Source organism: Amycolatopsis granulosa (assembly GCF_011758745.1).
GTDB classification, from domain to species: domain Bacteria; phylum Actinomycetota; class Actinomycetes; order Mycobacteriales; family Pseudonocardiaceae; genus Amycolatopsis_E; species Amycolatopsis_E granulosa.
In genome coordinates this window covers 1,806,237-1,828,852 of sequence record NZ_JAANOV010000001.1, presented here as the reverse complement: position 1 = coordinate 1,828,852, position 22,616 = coordinate 1,806,237, and the positions used below count along the sequence as shown (strand labels likewise).

Annotated in this window: 24 protein-coding genes and 1 pseudogene; 19 read left to right on the top strand and 6 right to left on the bottom strand. The window is 72.3% G+C overall.

Going from position 1 to position 22,616, the window contains the following annotated elements; all coding sequences use genetic code 11:
- Positions 1 to 64: 64 nt before the first annotated feature.
- The 4 genes and pseudogenes from FHX45_RS08810 to FHX45_RS08795 form a co-directional block, all read right to left on the bottom strand.
- A pseudogene (locus FHX45_RS08810) lies at positions 65 to 829 on the bottom strand (zinc-binding dehydrogenase); the annotation flags it as partial.
- A gap of 47 nt (positions 830 to 876) precedes the next feature.
- The gene (locus FHX45_RS08805; RefSeq protein WP_167098539.1) at positions 877 to 1,458 is read right to left on the bottom strand and encodes a TetR/AcrR family transcriptional regulator; all 582 of its coding nucleotides are present in this window, start codon (positions 1,456 to 1,458) and stop codon (positions 877 to 879) included.
- Positions 1,459 to 1,661: 203 nt separating this feature from the next.
- The gene (locus FHX45_RS08800) at positions 1,662 to 2,132 is read right to left on the bottom strand and encodes a helix-turn-helix domain-containing protein (RefSeq protein WP_167098536.1); all 471 of its coding nucleotides are present in this window, start codon (positions 2,130 to 2,132) and stop codon (positions 1,662 to 1,664) included.
- 56 nt (positions 2,133 to 2,188) lie between these two features.
- The gene (locus FHX45_RS08795; protein WP_341771399.1) at positions 2,189 to 2,962 is read right to left on the bottom strand and encodes an MBL fold metallo-hydrolase; all 774 of its coding nucleotides are present in this window, start codon (positions 2,960 to 2,962) and stop codon (positions 2,189 to 2,191) included.
- 251 nt (positions 2,963 to 3,213) lie between these two features.
- On the opposite strand from FHX45_RS08795, the gene FHX45_RS08790 reads away from it, so the two are divergent.
- Positions 3,214 to 4,023 carry an alpha/beta fold hydrolase gene (locus FHX45_RS08790; RefSeq protein ID WP_167098531.1) on the top strand — a complete coding sequence of 270 codons (810 nt, stop codon included), beginning with the start codon at positions 3,214 to 3,216 and terminating at the stop codon, positions 4,021 to 4,023.
- Here FHX45_RS08790 and FHX45_RS08785 read toward each other — a convergent pair.
- Positions 4,020 to 4,655: a (2Fe-2S)-binding protein gene (locus FHX45_RS08785; protein ID WP_167098528.1), complete on the bottom strand. Its 636-nt coding sequence runs from the start codon at positions 4,653 to 4,655 to the stop codon at positions 4,020 to 4,022. The two genes, FHX45_RS08790 and FHX45_RS08785, sit on opposite strands and share 4 nt — an antisense overlap.
- Positions 4,652 to 5,497, bottom strand: a complete 846-nt coding sequence (locus tag FHX45_RS08780) for a putative RNA methyltransferase (protein WP_167098525.1) — start codon at positions 5,495 to 5,497, stop codon at positions 4,652 to 4,654. Before FHX45_RS08780 ends, FHX45_RS08785 begins: the two co-directional genes overlap by 4 nt.
- A gap of 171 nt (positions 5,498 to 5,668) precedes the next feature.
- Here FHX45_RS08780 and FHX45_RS08775 point away from each other — a divergent pair, with 171 nt between their 5' ends.
- The 18 genes from FHX45_RS08775 to dprA all read left to right on the top strand — a co-directional run bounded on the left by FHX45_RS08775 (position 5,669) and on the right by dprA (position 22,587).
- Positions 5,669 to 7,057 (top strand): ammonium transporter, encoded by a 1,389-nt coding sequence (locus tag FHX45_RS08775; RefSeq protein ID WP_167098522.1) that lies wholly within the window; start codon positions 5,669 to 5,671, stop codon positions 7,055 to 7,057.
- Positions 7,054 to 7,392 carry a P-II family nitrogen regulator gene (locus FHX45_RS08770; RefSeq protein WP_167098519.1) on the top strand — a complete coding sequence of 113 codons (339 nt, stop codon included), beginning with the start codon at positions 7,054 to 7,056 and terminating at the stop codon, positions 7,390 to 7,392. Before FHX45_RS08775 ends, FHX45_RS08770 begins: the two co-directional genes overlap by 4 nt.
- 11 nt (positions 7,393 to 7,403) lie before the next feature.
- Positions 7,404 to 9,710 carry a [protein-PII] uridylyltransferase gene (locus FHX45_RS08765; RefSeq protein WP_167098516.1) on the top strand — a complete coding sequence of 769 codons (2,307 nt, stop codon included), beginning with the start codon at positions 7,404 to 7,406 and terminating at the stop codon, positions 9,708 to 9,710.
- Between the two features lie 554 nt (positions 9,711 to 10,264).
- Entirely contained in the window at positions 10,265 to 11,785 is a 1,521-nt protein-coding gene (gene ffh / locus FHX45_RS08760) for a signal recognition particle protein (RefSeq protein WP_167098513.1), read from the top strand.
- Positions 11,786 to 12,850, top strand: coding sequence for an amidohydrolase family protein (locus tag FHX45_RS08755; protein ID WP_167098511.1), 1,065 nt, complete (start codon positions 11,786 to 11,788; stop codon positions 12,848 to 12,850).
- Between the two features lie 53 nt (positions 12,851 to 12,903).
- Positions 12,904 to 13,656, top strand: a complete 753-nt coding sequence (locus FHX45_RS08750; protein ID WP_167098508.1) for a CPBP family intramembrane glutamic endopeptidase — start codon at positions 12,904 to 12,906, stop codon at positions 13,654 to 13,656.
- Positions 13,657 to 13,718: 62 nt separating this feature from the next.
- A complete protein-coding gene (locus FHX45_RS08745; protein WP_167098505.1) occupies positions 13,719 to 14,489 on the top strand; it encodes a CPBP family glutamic-type intramembrane protease in 771 nt (256 codons plus the stop codon).
- 175 nt (positions 14,490 to 14,664) lie between these two features.
- Positions 14,665 to 15,090, top strand: coding sequence for a 30S ribosomal protein S16 (rpsP, locus tag FHX45_RS08740; RefSeq protein WP_167098502.1), 426 nt, complete (start codon positions 14,665 to 14,667; stop codon positions 15,088 to 15,090).
- Entirely contained in the window at positions 15,087 to 15,326 is a 240-nt protein-coding gene (locus FHX45_RS08735) for an RNA-binding protein (RefSeq protein ID WP_017987579.1), read from the top strand. Before rpsP ends, FHX45_RS08735 begins: the two co-directional genes overlap by 4 nt.
- Before the next feature lie 7 nt (positions 15,327 to 15,333).
- Entirely contained in the window at positions 15,334 to 15,852 is a 519-nt protein-coding gene (gene rimM, locus FHX45_RS08730) for a ribosome maturation factor RimM (protein WP_167098499.1), read from the top strand.
- A 21-nt stretch (positions 15,853 to 15,873) separates the two neighbouring features.
- Positions 15,874 to 16,629 carry a tRNA (guanosine(37)-N1)-methyltransferase TrmD gene (trmD, locus tag FHX45_RS08725; RefSeq protein ID WP_167098496.1) on the top strand — a complete coding sequence of 252 codons (756 nt, stop codon included), beginning with the start codon at positions 15,874 to 15,876 and terminating at the stop codon, positions 16,627 to 16,629.
- Between the two features lie 148 nt (positions 16,630 to 16,777).
- Positions 16,778 to 17,137 (top strand): 50S ribosomal protein L19, encoded by a 360-nt coding sequence (rplS, locus tag FHX45_RS08720; protein ID WP_167108638.1) that lies wholly within the window; start codon positions 16,778 to 16,780, stop codon positions 17,135 to 17,137.
- 31 nt (positions 17,138 to 17,168) lie between these two features.
- Complete coding sequence (gene lepB, locus FHX45_RS08715; protein WP_167098494.1) at positions 17,169 to 18,101, top strand: signal peptidase I; 933 nt, start codon at positions 17,169 to 17,171, stop codon at positions 18,099 to 18,101.
- A gap of 59 nt (positions 18,102 to 18,160) precedes the next feature.
- The gene (locus FHX45_RS08710; RefSeq protein WP_341771647.1) at positions 18,161 to 18,940 is read left to right on the top strand and encodes a ribonuclease HII; all 780 of its coding nucleotides are present in this window, start codon (positions 18,161 to 18,163) and stop codon (positions 18,938 to 18,940) included.
- Positions 18,937 to 19,260, top strand: a complete 324-nt coding sequence (locus FHX45_RS08705; RefSeq protein WP_167098488.1) for a DUF2469 domain-containing protein — start codon at positions 18,937 to 18,939, stop codon at positions 19,258 to 19,260. Before FHX45_RS08710 ends, FHX45_RS08705 begins: the two co-directional genes overlap by 4 nt.
- 257 nt (positions 19,261 to 19,517) lie before the next feature.
- The gene (locus FHX45_RS08700; protein ID WP_167098486.1) at positions 19,518 to 19,892 is read left to right on the top strand and encodes a YraN family protein; all 375 of its coding nucleotides are present in this window, start codon (positions 19,518 to 19,520) and stop codon (positions 19,890 to 19,892) included.
- Positions 19,892 to 21,403 (top strand): YifB family Mg chelatase-like AAA ATPase, encoded by a 1,512-nt coding sequence (locus tag FHX45_RS08695; protein ID WP_167098483.1) that lies wholly within the window; start codon positions 19,892 to 19,894, stop codon positions 21,401 to 21,403. Before FHX45_RS08700 ends, FHX45_RS08695 begins: the two co-directional genes overlap by 1 nt.
- Complete coding sequence (gene dprA / locus FHX45_RS08690) at positions 21,400 to 22,587, top strand: DNA-processing protein DprA (RefSeq protein WP_167098480.1); 1,188 nt, start codon at positions 21,400 to 21,402, stop codon at positions 22,585 to 22,587. Before FHX45_RS08695 ends, dprA begins: the two co-directional genes overlap by 4 nt.
- Positions 22,588 to 22,616 lie beyond the last annotated feature (29 nt).

Sequence of the window (22,616 nt, the reverse complement as noted above, 5' to 3'; positions counted from 1 at the left end):
GGTGCTCGTTGACGGTGAACCCGCGCAGGGTGAGCCGGTTCGCGATGGCTTGCAGCAGGTTCGACGGCCCCGGCGGCACCTCGTCGCTGCCCTGCCGGGACATCGCACCGCACAGGACGACCCGGCCGTGCGGGTTCATCACCTCGAGCGCGGCCTCGAGGTGCGGACCGCCCACGTTGTCGAAATACACGTCGACACCGCCCGGCGCGGCGGCGCGGAGCTGCTCGACGAGCCGACCGTCGTGGTAGTCGAACGCCGCGTCGAACCCGAGTTCGTCGACGAGGTACCGCACCTTCGCCGCGCTGCCCGCGCTTCCGATGACGCGCCTGGCGCCGAGCAGCCGGGCCATCTGACCGGCGAGGCTGCCCACCGTGCCCGCCGCGCTGGAGACGAACACCGTGTCGCCGGGCCGCATCCGGCCGATCTCGGTGAGCCCGACGTAGCTGGTGAGCCCGCCCGCGAGGTGGGCGGTGAGCGAGGGCAGGGCATCCGGATCGACCCGGGTGAGCCCGCCGGTCCCGGTCAGCGAGTACTCGCGCCAGCCCAGCACGTGGGTGACCGTGTCCCCGGGTCGGAAATCCGGTGAGCCCGAGGCGACCACCTCGCCGATCGTGTGCGCCCGCAATCCGTCCACGTCGAACCCGGGTACGCCCGCGCTCAGGGCTTCCATCGCGAGGCGGGCCCCGGGTTCGAGCACGAAGAACCGGTTCCGCACGACGACCTCACCGGGACCCGGTTCCGGCACGGTCACCTCGGCGACCTCGAAGTTCGCCGGCTTCGGCAGGCCGTCCAGCGGGGTGACCAGCCGGACTTCGCGTCCACGCACCATCAGGCAACCTTTCTTGAGCAATCGATCCATAATCTGGGCGGGAGAAATCAGCCGAGGCACCGCAGGGCGGTCTCCACGGTCGCGGACAGGCTCGCCCGATCCGAGCCCAGCAGCGCCATCACGCGGAGTCCCTGCAGCGTGGTGACGAGGAAGTGCGCGGCCGCGGCCGAATCCAGGTCCTGCGGGAGTTCGCCGCGACGCCGGCCATCCGCGAGGATCTCGGCGAAGGCGGCCTCCACCGCCCGGGACGCGTCGCGGAGCATGCGGTCGAGTTCGGGGTTGGCTCCCGCGCGCTCCGTCGCGGCGCGCAGGAGGAGGCAGCCCGGCCCCCAGTGCGCCGGATCGCTGCCGGTGAACGCCAGCTGCAGCAGCCCTCGCACCACCGTCCGCGCGGACCGCTTCGAAGTGAGCGCCTGCTGCGTCGTATGGGCGAGGTGCTCGCAGTGGCGCCGCAACGCGGCCAGGTACAGCCCCTCCTTGCTGTGGAACGCCGCGTAGAGCGAGCCTGGCCCGATGCCGATGGCGCCGGTCAGATCCCGGGTGGACGCTCCTTCGTAGCCCTTCTCGCGGAACACCTCCATCGCGCGTTCGAGCGCGGCGTCGGTGTCGAACTCACGCGTGCGGGCCATGTGATCAGTAAACACTATCTGGATCGGCCGCTCAACAATTTTCGTGCGAACGCGACCACGGCCCCACCCGCGACCGCCAGGGGCCCCACGCTCCGGAGGGAACGGCTGAGCACGAACGCGCCCTCCAGGCCGCTGATCACCGCGATCGCCAGGCGGCGCGCGTCGTACCCGGAAAGGCACGAACCCCCCGGCTTGCCGGCGGATCAGGGCTCGCGGTTGAGGTAGTTGTAGACCGTGAAGCGGGTGACGCCGAGCGCCTCGGCCACCGTGGGCGCGGCGCGTCGAAGCGCGAAGGCGCCCCGTTCTTCCAGCAGGCGCACGGCGCGTTGCTTGCCGGGCCGGTCCAGATCGGCCAGGCGCGCCCCGAGCTCCCGTTCGACCTCGACGATGAGCCGGTCCAGCGAGGTGGGCGCGCCGCCGGCCGGTTCGCGTCCGGCGGCCGGGGTGGACAGCTGCAGGGTCAGGCGGTCCGCGCCGCCGGTCAGCGCGGCCCTGGCGATCGCCGGGAGCGCCTCGATCAGGGTGTCCGCCTCGCCGCGGACGGTGGTGCCGAGCGGGCCGAAGTCCACGGCCAGGCCGGCCGCCTCGGCGGCCTCGCGGGCGCGGACGGCGTGCTCGGGTGGTTCGCCCTCGCCGCGGAACGGCTCGGTGGTGAAATCGGCTTCCAGTTGCACGTCGGCACCGTAGCCGCCCGTCCGCGGAAACCGGAAGCAGGCGGACGTGCCCCGGGTCAGGCGATCACCACGCTCTCACCCGGCTCCAGCACGTGCAGCCGGTCGCTCAACCCGGCGCCCGCGAACGCCTTGCGCACCTCGTCGGGACCCTCGCTGAAGTGCGCCCACCCGCGCGTGTGCACGGGCACGATGGCGCGCGCCCGCAGGATGTGCGCGGCCTCCGCGGCGTCCTCGCTGGTCAGGGTGAGGGGAGCGCCGTCGAAGAGGGACGTCCGGGCCGCGCCCGCGAACAGCACCGCGAGGTCCAGCTTGCGCAGCCGCCGGGAGATGTCACGCACCACGTCGAGCGAGGCGTTGTCGCCGCTCACGTACACCGTCGGCAGGCCCTGGCCGGTCAGCACGAACCCGGTGACCTCACCGGTGACCTCCTCGCTGCCCTTCGGCCCGTGCAGAGCGGGCACGGCGGTCACCGTGACCGGCCCGATGTGCAGCTGGTGCCACGGCGCCAGCCCCTGCGCGGTCCCGCCCAGCCGCCGCGCACCGCCGGGGGTGGTGAGCGTGAGCAGGGAATCCGCGACGTACTGCCGCCCGGCGGGGTCGAGGTTGTCGGCGTGCTGGTCGTGGGACAGCAGCACCGTGTCGACCGGTCCGATCTGCGCCGCGGTCAGCGCCGGGTCCTCGGTCTTGGTCAGCGGCCGCCCCGGCGCCGACTCGTGCACGCCCGCGGGGCTGAACGTCGGATCGACCAGGAACCGCTTGCCGCCCAGCTCCAGCAGCACCGTCGGACCGCCGACGAACGTCACCTTCACACCGTCTGCCATGACCAGCACAACCCACCTTCGCCCGGCGAACTTCCCGTCACACCACCGAGTCTGACACGCGCGGCCGTCCCCGGCGGACCATGTGCGGCGGAAAAACCCCGTCCGGCGGGCGGATTTCCGCTCGCGGGCCGTCCAGGACAGCGGCGACCTCCGACCGGACGGCTCCGGCGGGCACGGTGTTCTCCGCGGTTGCCAGGCTCAAGCGTGGTGAGCGCATCCGGATGCCAGCGGAACCGGCGGGCGCCGCGTACCGTAGCCGCATGATCGACGAAGATCGCGACGTGCCGACCTCGCTCGGCACCCTCCGGGTGCACCTGCGGGGTTCCGGGGACCCGATCGTGATGTGGCCCAGCCTGCTCATGGACCACACGTTGTGGCAGGCGCAGGCCGAGCACCTGTCCGGACGGTTCACCACGGTGGCGGTGGACCCGCCGGGCCACGGCGCGAGCAGCGCCCTGCGCGGGACCTTCACGCTCGACGAATGCGCCGGTGTGGTCATCGAACTGCTCGACGCGCTCGGGTTCGGCCGGACGCACTTCCTCGGCAACTCGTGGGGCGCGATGGTCGGCGCCACGTTCGCCGCGCGTCATCCCGATCGTGTGCTCACCAGCACCCTGATGAACGGCACCGCGTCGGCGGCCCCACGGCGGCAGAAGGCCGAGTTCGCCGCGCTCCTCGCGATGGCGAAGCTCCTGCGCGGCATCCGCCCGCCGCTCACCCGGTCGGTCGGCAAGGCGTTCCTCGGGCCCACTTCACTGCGCACGCGCCCGGAGGTGGTGGCCCGCGTCATCGAGCTGGCGCGGCGCAACGACGTGCGGTCCCTGACGTTCGCGGTCACCAGCGTGGTCTCCCGGCGGCCCGACCAGCGGGCGCTGCTCGCCTCGATCCGCACCCCGGTGCTGGTCATCGGTGGCCGCGAGGACGCGACCTTCCCGCCGCGGGAACTCGAGGAGATGGCCGCCGCCATCCCCGGTGCCGAACTGGTCTTCCTCGAGGACGCGGCCCACCTCGCGGCCCTCGAAGTGCCGGACGTGGTCAACAAGCTGCTCGACGGCTTCCTGACCCGTTAACCGAACGTCATCCGCAACCGCTGCGCCCGTTCCGCGGGGGTCTGCCGCGGGCAGCTGACGCACTTGGCCGCCCTGCCGGTGCGGTAGATCAGGCAGCACGACGCCCGCCGCACCACCGGTGTGCCGCCGACGTCCACGAACCGCGGCCGCGGCAGGTGACCGCCCACCGCGGCGACCACCTGACCGGCCAGGACCACTCCACGTGCGGCATCACCTGAGGTCTTCGCGGCCCACACCAGGACGTTCGCGATCGCATCGGTCGCGATCGCGCACAGCGCGCGGGTTCCGGCGCCGCTGACCGCCGCCACCGCGGCGATCCCGGCGTCCAGCGTGCCGGCCAGTGCCTTGCCGATTTCGTCCACATCGGACCCGAGCGGCCGCGACGAGCGGGCGTCGAGCACCCGGCCGTCCGGCACCACCTCCAGCGTCACCGCGTCCAGCGCCGGGTCCATCGCCCGGCCGGTCGCGACCAGCGGGTCCAGCGCGGGCGTCACCAGCATCGCCGACACCGAGTACCACCAGACGGTGCCGGTCACCACCGGCCCGCCGTCGCCGTAGAGCGCCGCGGTGCGGCGCAGCTGCCCGGCCAGCCAGTCCGGGTCGGTGATCGCCGTCGCGGGCACGGCCGTCATGTGGTCCTCCGGTACACCGACAGCGTGAACGCGAGGGTCACCTCGGCCGGTTCGGTCACGTCCGCGAGCGCCGCGAGCCGCTCCGGGTGGTGCCCGGTCGGGCCCATCCGCACCGCGTCCCGGATCTCCTGCGGTTTCAGCGTCACCCGCTGGCGCAGTCCCTCCCGGGAGGCCAGTGCGAAGTGAGCCGACAACGCCGCGTCGAGGCGTTGTTCCTTCCGCGCGTCCACCTCCAGCACCGGCGCCAGCGACGCGAGTTCGGCCAGGTGCCCCGGTTCCGGCGAGACCACGAGCAGCGTCCCGTCCGGCCGCAGCACCCGGTGGAACTCCGGGCCGTTGCGCGGCGCGAACACGTTCAGCACCACCGCGGCCGCCCCGGACGCCACCGGCCACGGCTCCCACAGGTTCCACACCGCGGCGCCCAGCCGTGGGTGCGCCTTCGCCGCGCGGCGCACCGCGAGCGCCGACACGTCGAGCGCCAGCCCGGTCGCCGCAGGCGCCCGGTCGAGCACCCTGGCGAGGTAGTACCCGGTACCGGCACCGGCGTCCACGACCAGGCCGTCACCAGCCGCCTCCGCGGTGACCCCGGCGATCAGGTCGCGCAGCCGGGCGTAGTGCCCGGCACCCAGGAACGCCACCCGCGCGGCGACCATGTCCGCGGTGTCCGCCGTGCCCGCCGGGATGCCGGCGTGCAGGAGGTTGACGTAACCCTGCTTCGCGAGGTCGAACGAGTGCCGCGACGGACAGCGGAGCGTGCGGCCGTCGAGCGTGCAGGACCGGCCGCACAGCGGGCACCGCAACGCCGCGACAACGGCGTCCGGCAGCGGTGCTGGCCTCGTCATACCCTCATCTCATCACATCCGCGACGGGCGGCTGCCCGGCGTCCCGACGGCGCGAAACGTGCTCGTAACACGAGCGGCCCCACAGTTCACGAGCGGGAAACGCCGGGTGCGGCCCGGTGAAACACGCAGCTCCAAAACTCGCCGTCATCACCTCGGGTACGGGAGGACGATGTGCTGAACGCGGGAGACACCGCATGGGTGCTGGCCAGCGCCGCGCTGGTCATGCTCATGACACCAGGTCTGGCGTTCTTCTACGGCGGCATGGTCCGCGTGAAGAGCGTGCTGAACATGCTGATGATGAACTTCATCTGCCTGGCGATCGTCGCCGTGCTGTGGACCCTCTACGGGTTCACGATGGCGTTCGGCAACGACTCGTTCGGCGGCCTGCTGGGCAGCTTCGACCACGTGGGACTGGCTGGTACGTGGGGCAAGCTGGTCGGCTTGGCCACCGCGGCGACGGACACCTCACCCGCGGTAGCCTGGCCGGGCGGCGACGCGATCCCGATGCTCGTGTTCGTCATGTTCCAGCTGATGTTCGCCGTCATCACCCCGGCGCTGATCTCCGGTGCGATCGCCGACCGTGCGAAGTTCTGGGGCTGGGCGCTGTTCGTCGTCGTCTGGGTGACGATCGTGTACTTCCCGGTCGCCCACTGGGTGTTCTCGTTCGACGGCTTCCTCGGCCCGGACGCGGCCGGCGGGTGGATCGCCAACAAGCTCAAGGCGCTCGACTTCGCCGGTGGCACCGCGGTGCACATCAATGCCGGTGCCGCCGGCCTGGCGCTCGCGATCGTGCTCGGCAAGCGCCGTGGCTGGCCGCGCGACACCGGCCGCCCGCACAACGTGCCGTTCGTCCTGCTCGGCGCCGGGCTGCTGTGGTTCGGCTGGTACGGCTTCAACGCCGGGTCCGCGCTGAGCGCCGGTGACCTCGCCGGTGTCGCGTTCACCAACACCACCGTCGCCACCGCGTCCGCCCTGCTCGGCTGGCTGCTGGTCGAGCAGCTGCGGTTCGGCAAGCCGACCACCCTCGGTGCTGCCTCCGGCGCGGTCGCCGGTCTCGTCGCGATCACCCCGGCCTGCGGTTTCGTGACCCCGCTCGGCGCCATCGCGATCGGTGCCGTCGCCGGTGCGGTCTGCGCACTGGCGGTGGGCCTCAAGTACCGGTTCGGGTTCGACGATTCGCTGGACGTGGTCGGTGTGCACCTCGTCGGTGGTCTCGTCGGCACCTTGCTGATCGGCTTGTTCGCCACGACCAGCGTGAACTCGCTCGGTGCGGACGGACTGCTCTACGGCGGCGGCTGGAGCCAGCTCGGCAAGCAGGCCGCGGCGGCGTTCGCGGTCCTCGGTTACTCGTTCGTCCTGACGCTGATCATCGGCGGGATCATCAAGGTGGCCGGCGGTTTCCGGGTGAGCAAGGAGGACGAGGTCAGCGGCATCGACGAGGCGCAGCACGCGGAGAGCGCGTACGACTTGGCCGGTGGCGGCATCGGCGGCCACAGTGGATCGACCCCCGCTGCGCTCGCGTCGAAGGACAGGGCGGCCCTGGAAGGAAGCAAGGCATGAAGCTGATCACCGCGATCGTCAAGCCGTTCACCCTGGACGACATCCGCGCCGCGCTGGAGCAGCTCGGTTCGCTCGGCATGACCGTCAGCGAGGTCCAGGGCTACGGCCGCCAGAAGGGGCACACCGAGGTCTACCGCGGTGCCGAATACGCCGTTGATTTCGTCGCCAAGCTGCGGGTCGAGGTGCTCACCGACGACAGCAACGTGGAGAAGGTGATCGACGCGATCGTCAACGCCGCGCACACCGGCAAGATCGGTGACGGCAAGGTCTGGGTGACCCCGGTGGAGACCGTGATCCGGGTCCGTACCGGGGAACGCGGTACGGACGCGATCTAGGGGCGAACCGGATGGCCGGGGGCGAGCTCGCCGAGGCGGTGGACCGGTTGCTGGCAGGCCGGCCCGGCAGGCTCGGCGCGCCCGCGCTGCGCGCCGCGCTGGTCGACCTGTACGAGTTCCGGCTCGGCAAGGCCGCCGCGGCGGCGGGCGTGGGCACCGGACCGGGTGTCGCGCTGGTCGCCGTGGGCGGCCTCGGCCGGCGCGAGCTCGTGCCGTTCTCGGACCTGGACCTGGTGTTGCTGCACGACCAGCACCCGGACATCGCCACCATCGCGGACGCGCTGTGGTACCCGCTGTGGGACGCGCGCATCGGCCTCGACCACTCGGTCCGCACGCCGGGGGAGGCGCTCCAGGTCGCTTCCGCGGACCTGCGCACCGCGATGGGACTGCTCGACGCCCGGCACCTCGCCGGGGACGCCGAGCTGACCGGCCGGCTCGCCGCGGCCGCGCGGGACCAGTGGCGGCGCACCGCACGCACCCGTCTGCCGGAACTGGCGGAGTCGACCCGGCTGCGCTGGCAGCGCAGCGGGGAGATCGCCCAGTCCGCCGAACCCGACCTCAAGTACGGCCGGGGCGGCCTGCGTGACCTCGGTGTGCTGGGGGCGCTGGCCGCCGCCCAGCTCACCGACCGACCGGGGGAGGAACTGCGCCAGGCCCGGGAACTGTTGCTGGACGTGCGCACCGAGTTGCGCCGTGAACTGCGGCGGGACCGGGACGTGCTGTCCGGTGTGGACGCCGGGCTGGTGGCCGCCGAGCTCGGGTTCGGCGACCGTTTCGCGCTCGCGCGCAAGCTGTCCGGTGCCGGCCGGGCGGTCGGCTATGCCGTCGACGTGGCGTTGCGCGCCACCGCTGAACCGCCGCGCGGCCGTTTCGGGCGGCGGCCGAGCCGGACCCCACTGGCCGACGGCGTCGTGCTGCACGGCAACGAGGTGGCCCTGGCCAGGGATGCGGTGCCGGCCAAGGACCCCGCGCTGCTGCTGCGGGTCGCCGCCGCTGCCGCCCGCACCCGCGCGCCGATCTCGCACGGCACCCTCCGCGCTCTCGCCGAGTCGGCCCCGGAACTGCGCACGCCGTGGCCGGCGGAGGCGCGCGACTCGCTCACCGAGCTGCTCGGTGCGGGGGAGGGCCTGGTCGACGCGGTGGAAGCGCTGGACCGCACCGGCCTGTGGGCCCGGTTGTTCCCGGAATGGGGTGCCGTGCGGGACCTGCCCCCGCGCGAGCCGGTGCACTCGTGGACGGTGGACCGGCACCTGGTGCGGACCGCGGTCGAGGCCGCGAAGCTCACCACCACGGTGTCCCGGCCGGACCTGCTGCTGCTGGCCGCGTTGCTGCACGACATCGGCAAGGGCCGCGACGCCGACCACTCCGAGCTGGGCGCCGCGATCTCCGCCGAGGTCGCCCGCCGGATCGGCCTGTCCGGTCCGGACGCCGCGCTCGTCTCGGGTGCGGTGCGGCACCACCTGCTGCTGGCGCACACCGCGACCCGGCGCGACATCGAGGAGCCGGGCACGATCGCGCGGGTGGCCGCGACCGTCGGCGACGACGTGGTCCTGCTGGAGCTGCTGCAGGCGCTGACGCAGGCCGACTCGCTCGCCACCGGCCCGGGCATGTGGACCGATTGGAAGGCCGGTCTGGTCGCCGGCCTGGTCCACCGGTGCCGTCAGGTCGTGCAGGGCCACGGGTTCCGGCCGCCGGAGCCGCTGGACGCCCGGCGGCGCGAGCTGGTCGCCGCGGCCGTCGCGTCCGGTCGCGGTGAGGTGCTCATCACCTCCGACGGCAAGGTGGCGACCGTCGTGGTCGCCGCGCCGGCACACACGGACCTGCTGGCGCCCACGGCCGGAGTCCTCGCGCTGCACTCGCTGGAAGTGCACACCGCGGTACTGCGCGGCCACGACGGCGGACGGGCCGGCATCTTCACCGCGTCGCCGAAGTTCGGATCGCCGCCCGACCCGGCGTTGCTGCGTGAGCAGCTCGCGCGGGCTGTTTCCGGCGTGCTCCCGCTGGAGGCGAAGATCGCCGCGAAGGAACGTGACTACCAGCCCACCCGCGTGGCGGCTGCGCCGAAGGTGCTGTGGTTCGACGAGGAGACCGGCGGATCCAGCACGGTCGTGCTCGAACTGCGGGCCACGGACCGGATCGGGCTGCTCTACCGGGTCGCCGGGGCCCTGCGGTCCTGCGACGCCGAGGTGAAGTGGGCCAAGGTCGCCACGCTCGGCGCCGCGGTCGTGGACTCCTTCGCGATCTCGCCGCGCAGTGGCCGGCTGGACCCGGGATGGCGGCAGCGGGTCGAACGGGCGGTGCTCGCCGCGGCGTCGTGATCACCCGTTCGTCGCTGTTGAACAGTGTTCTACTCGCGCTAGCGTGGCTGGATGCGAACGGTCGGGGAGCGGGGCGCGGAATTTTTTGCGGGAACCGCGTCATGCCGTTGGCGGAGATGGGTCACACCACCGCGCGGCGAGCGCGGCCGGCCGGACCCCTGAGTAGATCTACCTAGCGCCACTTGGGGGTTCTCACGCTGCCCCGCCGCTCCCGGAACCGGCAGTCTGAGGACGTCGCACCGCGGCCGCCCGATGGTTCTCGCCGGTACTGGGGGTGGGCGAGCACCGGAGACCGGCGGTGCGGCGTCTGCCGGTGGCCCGTCGAGGGGGCGGGCCACCGGGGGGCAGGGGGCAGGGGGAGTGCGGGTGGCCCGTCGAGGGGGCGGGCCACCCGCACTTCGTTCCCCGCCACGGGTTGCGTCCCGCGCCACGTTCGGGCGTGCCCACCCGGCCGTGGCCGTGCGCGGCGGGCCTGACAGGGCACCCGCACCCAGCGGCTACCCTGGAGAGACGCCGCAGGCGGACAACCACGACCAGCTGGAGCGTGCACACCCGTGTTCGACACCCTCTCCGACCGGCTCACCTCGGTCCTGCAGAACCTGCGGGGCAAGGGGAAGCTGACCGACGCCGACATCGACGCCACCGCGCGCGAGATCCGCATCGCGCTGCTGGAGGCCGACGTCGCGCTGCCCGTCGTCCGGGAGTTCATCGCGCACGTCAAGGAGCGCGCGAAGGGCGCCGAGGTCTCCGAGGCCCTCAACCCGGCGCAGCAGGTCATCAAGATCGTCAACGAGGAGCTCATCGGCATCCTCGGTGGCGAGACCCGCCGCCTGAGCCTGGCGAAGAACCCGCCGACCGTGATCATGCTCGCCGGTCTGCAGGGTTCCGGTAAGACGACCCTGGCCGGCAAGCTCGCGCTGTTCCTCAAGAAGCAGGGGCACGCGCCGCTGCTGGTCGCCTGTGACCTCCAGCGCCCCAACGCCGTCACCCAGCTGCAGGTGGTCGGTGAGCGAGCGGGCGTGCCGACTTTCGCGCCCGAGCCCGGCAACGGCGTCGGCGACCCGGTCGACGTGGCCCGCCGCGGCGTCGAGGAGGCCAGGCACGCGCAGCACGACATCGTCATCGTCGACACCGCCGGACGGCTGGGTGTCGACGAGGAGCTGATGAAGCAGGCCGCCGACATCCGGGACGCGGTCGAACCCGACGAGGTCCTGTTCGTCGTCGACGCGATGATCGGTCAGGACGCGGTCACCACGGCCGAGGCGTTCCGCGACGGCGTCGGCTTCACCGGGGTGGTCCTCACCAAGCTCGACGGTGACGCCCGGGGCGGTGCGGCGTTGTCCGTGCGCCAGGTCACCGGCCAGCCGATCCTGTTCGCCTCCAACGGTGAGAAGCTCGAGGACTTCGACACCTTCCACCCGGACCGGATGGCGAGCCGGATCCTCGGCATGGGCGACCTGCTCACCCTGATCGAACAGGCCGAGCAGGCGTTCGACCAGGAGCAGGCCGAGAAGGCCGCGGCGAAGCTGGGCACCGGTCAGCTCACGCTGGAGGACTTCCTGGAGCAGATGCTCGCGGTCCGCAAGATGGGCCCGATCGGCAACCTGCTGGGCATGCTGCCCGGCGCGGGGCAGATGAAGGAGCAGCTCGCCCAGGTCGACGACAAGCACCTGGACCGCCTGCAGGCGATCATCCGCGGCATGACCCCGGCGGAGCGGGCCGATCCGAAGATCATCAACGGCTCGCGGCGCCAGCGCATCGCGGTCGGCTCCGGCGTCACCGTGCGCGAGGTCAACGACCTGGTCAACCGGTTCTTCGAAGCCCGCAAGATGATGCAGCAGATGGCCGGCCGCTTCGGCTTCGGCGGCGGCAGCGCCACCAAGCGCAAGAAGGGCAAGAAGGGGAAGAAGGGCAAGGGCCCGACGCAGCCGAAGGTGCGTGGCGGGTTCCCCGGCGGCATGCCGATGCTCCCGCCCGCCGGCGGTGGCATGCCCGACCTGTCCCAGCTGGGCGGCGGCATGAACGACGTCCCGGGCTTCGACCCGGCCAAGTTCAAGCTGCCGAAGAACAAGTAGATGCACCTGCGCGCGGTGGTGCTGCCGGACGGCGTGCGGCGCGATGTCTGGGTCAGCGACGGCACGATCACGTTCACGCCCGTCGAGGGCGCGGCGACGCTCGTCCAGGACGGGTTCCTGGTGCCGGGCCTGGTCGACGCGCATTGCCACCCGGCGATCGGGCCGGACGGGCCGACCGGCCTCGACGGGGCGGCGGCCAACGCGCTCGCCGACCGGGACGCCGGCACGCTGCTGATCCGCGACTGCGGCCAGCCGATTGACACCCGTCCGTTGCAGGCACGCGACGACCTGCCGCGGATCATCCGGTCCGGGCGGCACCTCGCGCTGCCCAAGCGCTACATCCCGGGTCTGGGTCTCGACCTCGCGCACCCGGACGAGCTGCCCGCCGCCGTCGCCGAGCAGGCGGCCGACGGCGACGGCTGGGTCAAGCTGGTCGGCGACTGGATCGACCGCTCGGTGGGCGATCTCGCTCCGCTGTGGCCGGACGACGTCCTCACCGAGGCGATCAAGGTCGCCCACGAGGCCGGTGCCCGCGTCACGGCGCACGTGTTCGGCGAGGACGCGCTGCCCGGGCTGATCGGCGCCGGGATCGACTGCCTGGAGCACGGCACCGGCCTGGACCCCGCGCTGCTGGCCGAGATGGCGCGCCGCGGCACGGCGCTGGTGCCGACACTGATCAACATCGAGAACTTCCCGGGTATCGCCGACCAGGCCGGCAAGTACCCGCGGTACGCCGCGCACATGCGCGCGCTGCACGCCCGGGCCGGCGAGCTGGTCGGCAACGCGCTCGACGCCGGCGTCGCGGTGTACGCGGGCAGCGACGCCGGCGGCATGATCGCGCACGGCCGCCTGGTGGACGAGCTGGCGGCGCTGCGGCGTGCCGGGATGACCGCGGAGCAGGCGCTGGCGGCGGGCTCCTGGGCGGCACGGGACTGGCTGGGCCACCCGGGCATCGCCCAGGGCGCGCCCGCCGATTTCCTGGTCCTGGACCGCGATCCCCGCGAGGACCTGTCCGCGCTGCGCGCGCCGCGGCACATCGTCCTGCGTGGCGCACTCGTTCGCTGAGCGCTCACGGCCCGGGGTCGAACGATCGCGCCCAGCCACCTAGCCTGAACTCCATGAGCGGGTCGAGGCTGAGCCAGGACGTCGGGGAGGAAGTGCGCAGCCGGCTGGTTCTGGGCGCGCACTGGGGATTTCTCGCGTTCTTCGCCGGTCTCGGTGCGTACCACCTCGTCACGGTGGTGATGACCGTGCTGCGGTCCGGGCACGCCAGCGTGGACCCGCTGGAACTGCTCGACGTCGGGCCGGTCCTGCTGCTGGCGTTCGTGCCCAGCCTGCTGCTCGGTCTCGCGCCGCTGGTCGCCTCGAAACGGTGGGGCAGCGGGCCGCACGCCGACTTCGGGTGGCTGCCGACCCTGCGCGACGTGAAGGTGGGCCTGGCCTGCGGTGTGCTCGCGCTGCTGGCCGGTTACCTGGTGAACCTGGTGCTGCTCGGCGTCTACGGGACCGACCGGGTCTCCGACAGCCCGCTCACCGACCTCGCCGAGAGCGGCGGCAGCGACGAACTGGTGTGGCTGGCCCTGGCCGCCGTCGTGGTGGTGGTTGCCACGCCGATGGCCGAGGAGCTGCTGGTGCGGGGATCGCTGTGGGGGGCGCTCGAGCACCACCGCCTCCCGCAGTGGGTGATCGTGGTGCTCACCGCGGTCGTCTTCGCCTACCTGCACGGCGAGCCGACCCGGACGCTGGCGCTGCTCGTCCAGGGGGTGGCGATCGGCGCGGCGCGGTGGCGGACCGGCCGGGTGGGGGCGAGTTTCGTCGCGCACGCGGCGAACAACCTGGCCCCCGCGTTGCTGCTGTTCACCGGGTCCTGAGTGCGCCGGCCATGGCTACTAGGCTCGGGAGGTGCTGGGCGAGGATCAGAGGGAGGCAGGCCGTGACGGCACATCCGGGCGAGCTCGAGCGGCCCGATCTGCCCGCCGCCGAGTCCGCGCCGGCGCACCGCTGGGGCTTCGGCGCCTTCCTGGTGGTCGAGGCCGTGCTGCTGGCCTCCGCCGCGTTCGTCAGCGTCCTGTTCGGCCCGGCCCCGCCGGGTGAGCCGCTGCCGGCGCGGGACGTGCTGATCGGGACGATGGCCCCGACGGTCCTCGCCGCGCTGGCCGCGGTCCTGATCACCCGGCTGCGTGGCAACGGGCCGGCGATCGACCTGCGGTTGTCCTGGCACTGGGCCGACGTGAAGCTCGGGCTCAAGCTCGGCGCCTTCGGGCTGGTCCTGACCACGGTGAGCGCGTTCATCTGGACCCAGGCGGTCGGCGAGGCCAACGCCGGGTCGGCGATCAGCGCGCTGGTCGAGGAGCAACCCATGTCGGTGAGCGCGGCGATCGTGATGTTCGCCTACCTGTGGCTGCTCGGGCCGATCTGCGAGGAGATCATCTACCGGGGCCTGCTGTGGGGCGCGGTCGAGCGGCTGCACTGGGGGCAGGAGAAGTGGGCGCGGCTGGCGGCGTTCCTGCTGTCCACGGCGGTCTTCGCGGCCAGCCACCTGGAACCGCTGCGCACCACGTTGCTGCTGGTGATCGCCATCCCGATCGGGCTGGCCCGGTTGTTCACCGGCCGCCTGCTCGGCAGCATCGTCGCCCACCAGATGAACAACTTCCTGCCCGCCGTGGCGATGCTGCTCACCGCACTCGGCGTGATGGCCATCTAGACGCCCGGTGCGGGGCCCGCCACCGCGTCTGGCACAATTGTCGCTTGCCTGCTGCGGCCGGGCCCTCTCACCGTGCCGTGGCGACCGAAAGCTTCGGGTACTCGTCCGGTGTCCCCACACGGATCGTGACCCGACACCCGCGAGCACGCAGAGAACCAAGGAGTACCCACACACCGTGGCCGTCAAGATCAAGCTCCAGCGCCTCGGCAAGATCCGTGCGCCGTACTACCGCATCATCGTCGCCGACGCGCGCACCCGCCGGGACGGCAAGGCCATCGAGACGATCGGCAAGTACCACCCCAAGTCGGAGCCGAGCTTCATCGAGGTCGACTCCGAGCGCGCCCAGTACTGGCTGGGTGTCGGTGCGCTGCCGACCGAGCCGGTGCAGCGCATCCTGGAGATCACCGGTGACTGGCAGAAGTTCAAGGGCCTGCCGGGCGCCGAGGGCACGCTGAAGGTCGCCGCGCCGAAGGCGACCAAGGAAGAGCTGTTCAACCAGGCCCTCGCGGCCGCCGGTGACGAGCCCGCGAACGAGGCCACCACGCCGAAGAAGAAGCCGGCCCGCAAGGCCGACGACGAGGCGGCGAAGGACGAGGCGTGAGCTTCCTCGCGGACTCCCTCGAACACCTGGTGCGCGGGATCGTGGACAACCCGGACGACGTCCGGGTCGATCTGATCACCACCCGCCGCGGCCGCACCCTCGAGGTCCACGTCCACCCGGACGACCTCGGCAAGGTCATCGGCCGTGGCGGGCGGACCGCGACCGCGCTGCGCACCGTCATGGGCGGCATCGGTGGCCGCGGCGTCCGGGTGGACGTCGTCGACACCGACCGCTGACCCGTCCGTGGAGGTCGTCGTCGGGCGGGTCGCCAAGGCCCACGGTGTGCGCGGCGAACTCGCCGTGGACATCCGGACCGACTCGCCCGAGGAACGTTTCCGCGAGGGCGCTCCGGTGACCGCGCGTTTCCGCGACGGCACCACGCGCCCGCTGACCATCGCAGCCGCCCGCCCGCACAGCGGGCGGCTGCTGGTCACCTTCGAGCAGGTCGTCACGCGTGAGGCCGCGGAGGCCCTGCGTGGCGCCCTGCTCCTCGCCGACACCGCCGATCTGCCCCCCACGGACGACCCGGACGAGTTCTACGACCACGAACTCGAGGGTTTGCGTGCCGAGCTGAGCGACGGCCAGGTCGTCGGCACCGTCACCGAAGTCGTGCACGCGCCGCACGGCGAGCTGCTCGCGCTCGACCGCGAGGGGCGCACCGTTCTCGTGCCGTTCGTGCAGGCCATCGTGCCCGTGGTGGACGTCGCGGGCGGACGCGTCGTCATCGAGCCGCCCGAGGGCCTGCTCGACGACGCCGGCTGAGCGGCTGGTTACGCTCGCGCCGTGCGGATCGACGTCGTCACCATCTTCCCCGAATACCTGGACCCGTTGCGGGCCGCGTTGCTGGGCCGCGCCATCGAGCGCGGCGTGGTCGAGGTCGGGGTGCACGACCTGCGGGACTGGACCCACGACGTGCACCGCGCGGTCGATGACGCGCCCTACGGTGGCGGCCCCGGCATGGTCATGAAGCCCCAGGTCTGGGGCGACGCGCTGGACGCGGTCTGCGGGCCGGACACCCGGCTGGTGGTGCCCACGCCGGCGGGCCGGCCGTTCACCCAGGAGACGGCGCGCGCTTACGCCCGTGAGAAGCACCTGGTGTTCGCGTGCGGCCGGTACGAGGGCATCGACCAGCGGGTCATCGAGGACGCCGCGCGCCGGATGCCGGTCGACGAGGTGTCCATCGGTGACTACGTGCTGGTCGGCGGCGAGGCCGCGGTGCTGGTGATGGTCGAGGCCACCGTCCGCCTGCTGCCCGGCGTGCTGGGCAACCCGGTGTCCGCCGAGCAGGACTCGTTCTCCGACGGCCTGCTCGAAGGCCCCAGCTACACGCGCCCGGAGGTGTGGCGCGACCTGGCCGTGCCGGAGGTGCTGCGCTCGGGGAACCACGCGCTGATCGACCGGTGGCGGCGCGACCAGGCGCTGGAGCGGACCCTGCTGCGCCGCCCCGATCTCCTCGACCGGTTGCCGGACGGTACGCTGGACCAGCGCGATCTCGCCGTGCTGGACCGTGTCCGGTCGCAGCGGCAGCAGGCCGGGTGATCCGGCCGGGGACGCGTCTGCCATACTTGACAGGTTGGCCGTACCGGTGGTGCGCGCCTGCCACAAGCCCCCGGGTCGCCTGCCCCTTGGTGAGCGTGCGCGTGCTCGGATGACTGCCAGACAGACGAAGGACGAGGACGGACTCCCGATGAACACCCTGGACGCCCTGGACGCTCAGTCGTTGCGTTCCGACATCCCGAACTTCCGCCCGGGTGACACGCTGAAGGTGCACGTTCGCGTCATCGAGGGAAACCGTGAGCGTGTCCAGGTTTTCCAGGGCGTCGTGATCCGCCGCCAGGGTGGCGGTATTCGCGAGACCTTCACCGTTCGCAAGGTTTCGTTCGGTGTGGGCGTGGAGCGCACTTTCCCGGTGCACAGCCCGAACATCTCGAAGATCGAGGTGCACAAGCGCGGTGACGTGCGGCGCGCCAAGCTCTACTACCTGCGTGAGCTGCGCGGCAAGGCCGCCAAGATCAAGGAGCGCCGCGAGGCTCCGACCGCGTCCTGAGGGCTCGGACGCTCTCCGATAGCCTGGCGAAGTGGTCGAACCTGTGCCCTCCAGCGCCGCTGAGGACGAGCCCGAACGCCCCGATCCGGACGAGCACGGCGATGCCGGTGCAAATCGGAAAAGGCGTCGCCGGAAACCCAAGAAGCAACGCTCGTTCTGGGTAGAGCTGCCGATCCTGGTGGTTGTGGCGCTGGTGCTCGCATTCGTGTTCCAGCAATTCCTGGCGCGGGTGTACACGATTCCCTCGGGATCGATGGAAACCACGCTGCACGGGTGCACCGGGTGTTACGGCGACAAGGTTCTGGTCGACAAGATCACCTACGACTTCACCGACCCGGAACCGGGTGACGTCGTGGTGTTCAAGGGCCCCGAACCGTGGGTGGAGAACGAAACCGAGAGCGAGCGGTCGTCCAACCCGGTGGTGCGCTTCTTCCAGAACATCGGATCGGTGTTCGGCCTGGCGCCCCCGGACGAGCGGGATTTCGTCAAGCGGATCATCGCGACCGGCGGCCAGACCGTGCAGTGCTGCGACGCGCAGAACCGGGTCGTGGTCAACGGCAAGGCACTGGACGAGCCGTACATCCACTGGGAGGATCCGGACCACCAGCGCCAGGAGTCCTTCGATCCGGTGACGGTGCCGCAGGGTTATGTGTGGGTGATGGGCGACAACCGCAACAACTCGTGTGACTCGCGCTGCCAGGGTGGTGGCGGGGTCCGCGGGGCCGTGCCGGTGGACGACATCATCGGCAAGGCCCGGGTCATCGTGTTGCCGCCCAGCCGGTGGGGTGGGGTCAGTGACCACGACCCGCAGGCGGCCGCGCAGCCGGTGGCGCTCGGGATGAGCGCGCCGGCGTGGCAGGAAGGCGTCCCGCTCGGGCTCGGGGCCGTCGCCGCGTGGCCTGTGCTGTGGGGCGGCCGGCGACTGGGCGCCAAGGTGCGCGAGGCGGTCGAGCGAAAGCGGTAACCAGGTTGGGTAGGTCTTCGGCCACGCTGGTCTCGGCCTCGTTCCGTCCGCCGAGGGCGATCGTGCGGGGCGAAACCGCGTGGGGTCTGCAATCGGCGCTGGACCGGCGGGGTCTCGGCCCGGTGGCGGGGGTCGACGAGGCGGGCCGCGGGGCGTGTGCCGGTCCGCTGGTCGTGGCGTCGTGCGTGCTCCGGCCGGGGGACGCGGCCCGGCTGGCGGAGCTGAACGACTCGAAGCTGCTCACCGCACCGGCCCGCGAGCGGGTGTATGAGCGGATCGTGGCCCGCGCCCTGGACTACTGCATCGTCGTCATCTCACCCGAAGAGGTGGACCAGCTCGGTATCCACGTCACCAACATCGAGGGCATGCGCCGGGCGGTGGCCGGGTTGCGGGAGTGCCCCGGGTACGTGCTGACGGACGGGTTCAAGGTGCCCGGGTTGCCGGCTCCGAGCGTGCCGGTGATCAAGGGGGACCGGGCGGTCGCCTGCGTGGCGGCGGCGTCGGTGCTCGCCAAGGTGACCCGGGACCGGATCATGGCCGAGACGCACGGGCTGTACCCGGTGTACGGATTCGACGTGCACAAGGGGTACACCACCCTGGACCACGGCGCGGCGCTCGTCGAACACGGGCCGTGTGAGGTACACCGGTGGTCGTACACCAATGTGGCGGCCGCGGCGGCCGCGCACGGCATGCGTCCGCCGCGGAAGGTGATGCTCACCGCCGCCGCCTTGGGGCAGTCCGATGCTCCGGTACGTGCTCTGGAGGGCGCCGTGGTTCAGAATGGGAGTTCCGCCGCCGAAGGCCGGTTGAACTCGCGAGGAGGGGCGCGGATTTCATGAGCGCAGAGGATCTCGAGAAGTACGAGACCGAGATGGAGCTGTCGCTGTACCGCGAGTACCGCGACATCGTCAGCCAGTTCTCGTACGTGGTGGAGACCGAGCGGCGGTTCTACCTGGCCAACGCGGTGGACGTGCAGGTCAGGGACAGCGGGGGAGACGTCTACTTCGAGGTGCGGATGTCCGACGCGTGGGTCTGGGACATGTACCGTCCGGCCAGGTTCGTGAAGAACGTTCGCGTGATCACGTTCAAGGACGTGAACGTGGAGGAGCTGGAAAAGCCCGAGCTGCGGCTCCCGGAGGAGGGGCCCTTCTCCGGCTGAGCCGGTTCGGCCGTGCACGGGGACGTCCTCCAGGTGGGGGCGTCCCCGCTGCTTTCTGCGCGCTGTCGCGAGCTCCGGGCCCGCCGCGCGCGGATACCAGACGGGTCCGACAATTCCGCCGTCTCCGGCCGCGGCCCACCGCGGTTGTCCACAACACCCCACTTGTCCACAGGTCCGGCAACGGCATCTGTCGGCGAAACCCCTGGTCCTGGCACCGTCGGAGGCAGTGAACGACCACCGACCCTGGGGGACCTGCCATGACCACCGCGGCCAGACCCGCTCGCCATCTCGCACTCGGCCGCAGGGGCGAGGACATCGCCGTCCGCCACCTGCAGAAGCTCGGGTTCGTCGTGCTGTCCCGGAACTGGCGCTGTCGCCAGGGCGAGCTCGACCTCGTCGCCACCGACGGCCGCACCCTGGTCATCTGCGAGGTCAAGACCCGCACCCGGGAGAGCTTCGGCGACCCCGCCGAGGCCGTCACGGCGGACAAGATCGCCCGTATCCGGCGCCTGACCGGGCAGTGGCTCAGCATCCACCGCGTCGGCTGGTGCCGGGTCCGGTTCGACGTCATCGCCGTCTACGCCGAGCCGGGCGGCGAGCCCCGCGTCCGGCACATCCCCGGGGCGTTCTGATGCCCATCGGACGCGCCTGGTCGGTGGCGCTCGTCGGTCTGGACGGCCGCCTGGTCGAGGTCGAGGCCGATCTGGGCGGCGGCCTGCCCGGCATCAAACTGGTCGGCCTGCCCGACGCGGGTCTGCGCGAAGCCAAGGACCGGGTCCGCTCGGCCATCCGCAACTCCGGCCAGCACTGGCCCGAGGACAAGCTCACCCTCGGCCTGTTCCCGGCGAACCTGCCCAAGCTCGGATCGGGCTACGACCTCGCGATCGCGGTGGCCGTCCTGGCCTCCGCGGGGAAGGTCCCGGCCACCCGCCTGCTCGGCACCGTTCTGCTGGGGGAGCTGGCGCTCGACGGGCGTGTCCGGGAGATCCGCGGTGTCCTGCCCGGCCTGCTCGCCGCGCGCAAGGCGGGCGTCAAGCGGGCGATCGTCCCGTCGCACTCGCTGTTCGAAGCGGCACTCGTGGACGGAGTGGAGGTCTACGGCGCGGCCCGGCTCCGCGACGTCGTGGCCTGGCTGGAGGGCGAGAACGCGCTCGCCCGGCCGGACCCCCCGGCCGAGGCCGCGCCACCCGGAGTGCCCGACCTGGCCGACGTCATCGGACAGCCCGAAGCGCGCTGGGCGCTGGAAGTGGCGGCCGCGGGCGGGCACCACCTCCTGCTCACCGGCCCGCCCGGCGTGGGGAAGACGATGCTGGCCAGGCGCCTGCCGGGGCTTCTGCCGATGCTCACGGCGGAGGAGTCGCTGGAGGTCACGGCCGTGCACTCGGTGTACGGACAGTTGTCGCCGATCACGCCGTTGATCAAGGTTCCGCCGTTCATCGCCCCGCACCACTCGGTGTCCGAAGCCGCGCTGATCGGTGGTGGTGCCGGGATCGCCACGCCGGGGCTGGTCAGCCAGGCCCATCGCGGGGTGCTGTTCCTGGACGAAGCGGCGGAGTTCGGGGCGCAACGCCTGGACTCACTGCGCACCGCCCTGGAGGAGGGCGAGGTCCGCATCGCCCGGGCACGCGGCTCGGTCCGCTATCCGGCGCGGTTCCAGCTGATCATGGCCACCAACCCGTGCCCGTGCGCCCCGCCCCGGGAGACCGACTGCTCGTGTTCCCCGACCCAACGCCGCCGCTACCTGAGCAGGCTGTCCGGGCCGCTGCTCGACCGCGTCGACCTGCGGGTCCGGCTGCGCCCGCTGACCGCGATGAGCCGCCACGAGGGCCGCGAACCGGAGCCGACGGAGGTGGTCCGCAAACGGGTCCTGGCGGCTCGAGACCGTGCCGCCGCCCGTTGGAGCGCGCACGGGTGGAAGACCAACGCGGAGGCGCCGGGTCCCGCCCTCCACCGGGAGTTCGCCCTGCCGCCCGGGGCCACCGCCCTGCTGGACCGGAGCCTCGAACGCGGGGCGCTCACCGCCCGCGGCGCGGACCGGTGCCTGCGCATCGCGTGGACGCTGGCCGACCTCGCCGAAGCCGGCGAGCCGGACGCCGACCACGTGGCCGCCGCCCTGGAGTTCCGGGACCGGAGGGCGGCATGAGCACCACGCGGGCTCCGGCCCCCGAACCACCCGGCACCGCCGGCCCCTCCGGCTCCGCCGCCGTGCGCCTCGCCCGTGCCTATCTCCTGCGGGTCGCCGAACCGCCGGCGCCGGCTGTCGTCGAGTTCGTCGCCCAGCACGGGCCGGTCGCAGCGGCCGAAGCGATCCGGACGGGCGAGTGCCCGAGCCGGGTGCGTGACGAGACCGAAGCCCGGCGGAAGCACGACCGGGCGCAGCGCGACCTCGACGAGGGCGAACGTCTCGGTATGCGGCTGCTGACGCCGGAGGACGACGCGTGGCCGGGCTGGCCCTTGCTGTCCCTCGAACTCGCCGCAGCGCGCGGTGTGCCGGGCGTCGCCCCGCCACTCGCGTTGTGGGTGCGCGGCCGTACCCGGCTGGACGAGGCCACCGAACAGGCCGTGGCGATAGTCGGTTCCCGTGCGGCCTCCGACTACGGCGACCACGTGGCCGGAGAACTGGCCTACTCGCTGGCGGGCCGGGGAGTGCCGATCATCTCCGGGGCGGCGTACGGCGTGGACGGCGCCGCGCACCGCGGAGCGCTGGCCGCGCGCGGCACCACGGTCGCGTTGCTGGGCTGCGGCCTCGACGCGGGCTATCCGGCCGGCCATCTCGTCCTGCTCGACAAGATCGCGGAGCACGGCGGCCTGGTGGTCAGCGAGTACCCGCCGGGCACGCCACCGGCCCGTCACCGCTTCCTGGTCCGCAACCGCTTGATCGCGGCGCTGAGCGAGGGCACCGTGGTCGTCGAGGCCGGCCGGCGCAGCGGGGCCCGCAACACCGCGACCACGGCCCGGACGCTCGGCAAGGTCGTGATGGCGGTCCCGGGGTCCATCGCCTCCGCGATGTCGGTCGGGTGCCACGAGCTGATCCGTGATGCCGGCGCGACGCTGGTGGCCTCGGTCGAGGACGTCATCGAGACCGTGGGACGGCTCGGGACGCCCCCGCCGGAGAAGGTGCGTGCGAAGCGGCCGACGGACGGTCTCGGCCCCGATGCCCTGCGTGTCCACGAGGCGCTGCACAGACGCGAGGGTAAATCTCCCGAGCAGATCGCCGCGGAATCCGGGGTGCCGGTCGCCCGGGTCCGGGCGCTGCTGCCCGCTCTCGAGCTCGACGAGCTCGCCGAGCGTTGCGACAGCGGGTGGCGGGGCAGGACGAGGAGGTGATGCGATCGTCATCGGCCGCCGGTGTGGCG

Coding starts and splice junctions, on each gene's coding strand:
- FHX45_RS08705 (WP_167098488.1), top strand. CDS start 18,937: ATGAGCGCAGAGGATCTCGAGAAGTACGAGACCGAGATGGAGCTGTCG.
- FHX45_RS08785 (WP_167098528.1), bottom strand. CDS start 4,655: ATGACGGCCGTGCCCGCGACGGCGATCACCGACCCGGACTGGCTGGCC.
- FHX45_RS08765 (WP_167098516.1), top strand. CDS start 7,404: ATGGCCGGGGGCGAGCTCGCCGAGGCGGTGGACCGGTTGCTGGCAGGC.
- FHX45_RS08750 (WP_167098508.1), top strand. CDS start 12,904: ATGAGCGGGTCGAGGCTGAGCCAGGACGTCGGGGAGGAAGTGCGCAGC.
- rplS (WP_167108638.1), top strand. CDS start 16,778: ATGAACACCCTGGACGCCCTGGACGCTCAGTCGTTGCGTTCCGACATC.
- FHX45_RS08780 (WP_167098525.1), bottom strand. CDS start 5,497: ATGACGAGGCCAGCACCGCTGCCGGACGCCGTTGTCGCGGCGTTGCGG.
- FHX45_RS08695 (WP_167098483.1), top strand. CDS start 19,892: ATGCCCATCGGACGCGCCTGGTCGGTGGCGCTCGTCGGTCTGGACGGC.
- FHX45_RS08700 (WP_167098486.1), top strand. CDS start 19,518: ATGACCACCGCGGCCAGACCCGCTCGCCATCTCGCACTCGGCCGCAGG.
- FHX45_RS08790 (WP_167098531.1), top strand. CDS start 3,214: ATGATCGACGAAGATCGCGACGTGCCGACCTCGCTCGGCACCCTCCGG.
- FHX45_RS08770 (WP_167098519.1), top strand. CDS start 7,054: ATGAAGCTGATCACCGCGATCGTCAAGCCGTTCACCCTGGACGACATC.
- dprA (WP_167098480.1), top strand. CDS start 21,400: ATGAGCACCACGCGGGCTCCGGCCCCCGAACCACCCGGCACCGCCGGC.
- FHX45_RS08805 (WP_167098539.1), bottom strand. CDS start 1,458: ATGGCCCGCACGCGTGAGTTCGACACCGACGCCGCGCTCGAACGCGCG.
- FHX45_RS08755 (WP_167098511.1), top strand. CDS start 11,786: ATGCACCTGCGCGCGGTGGTGCTGCCGGACGGCGTGCGGCGCGATGTC.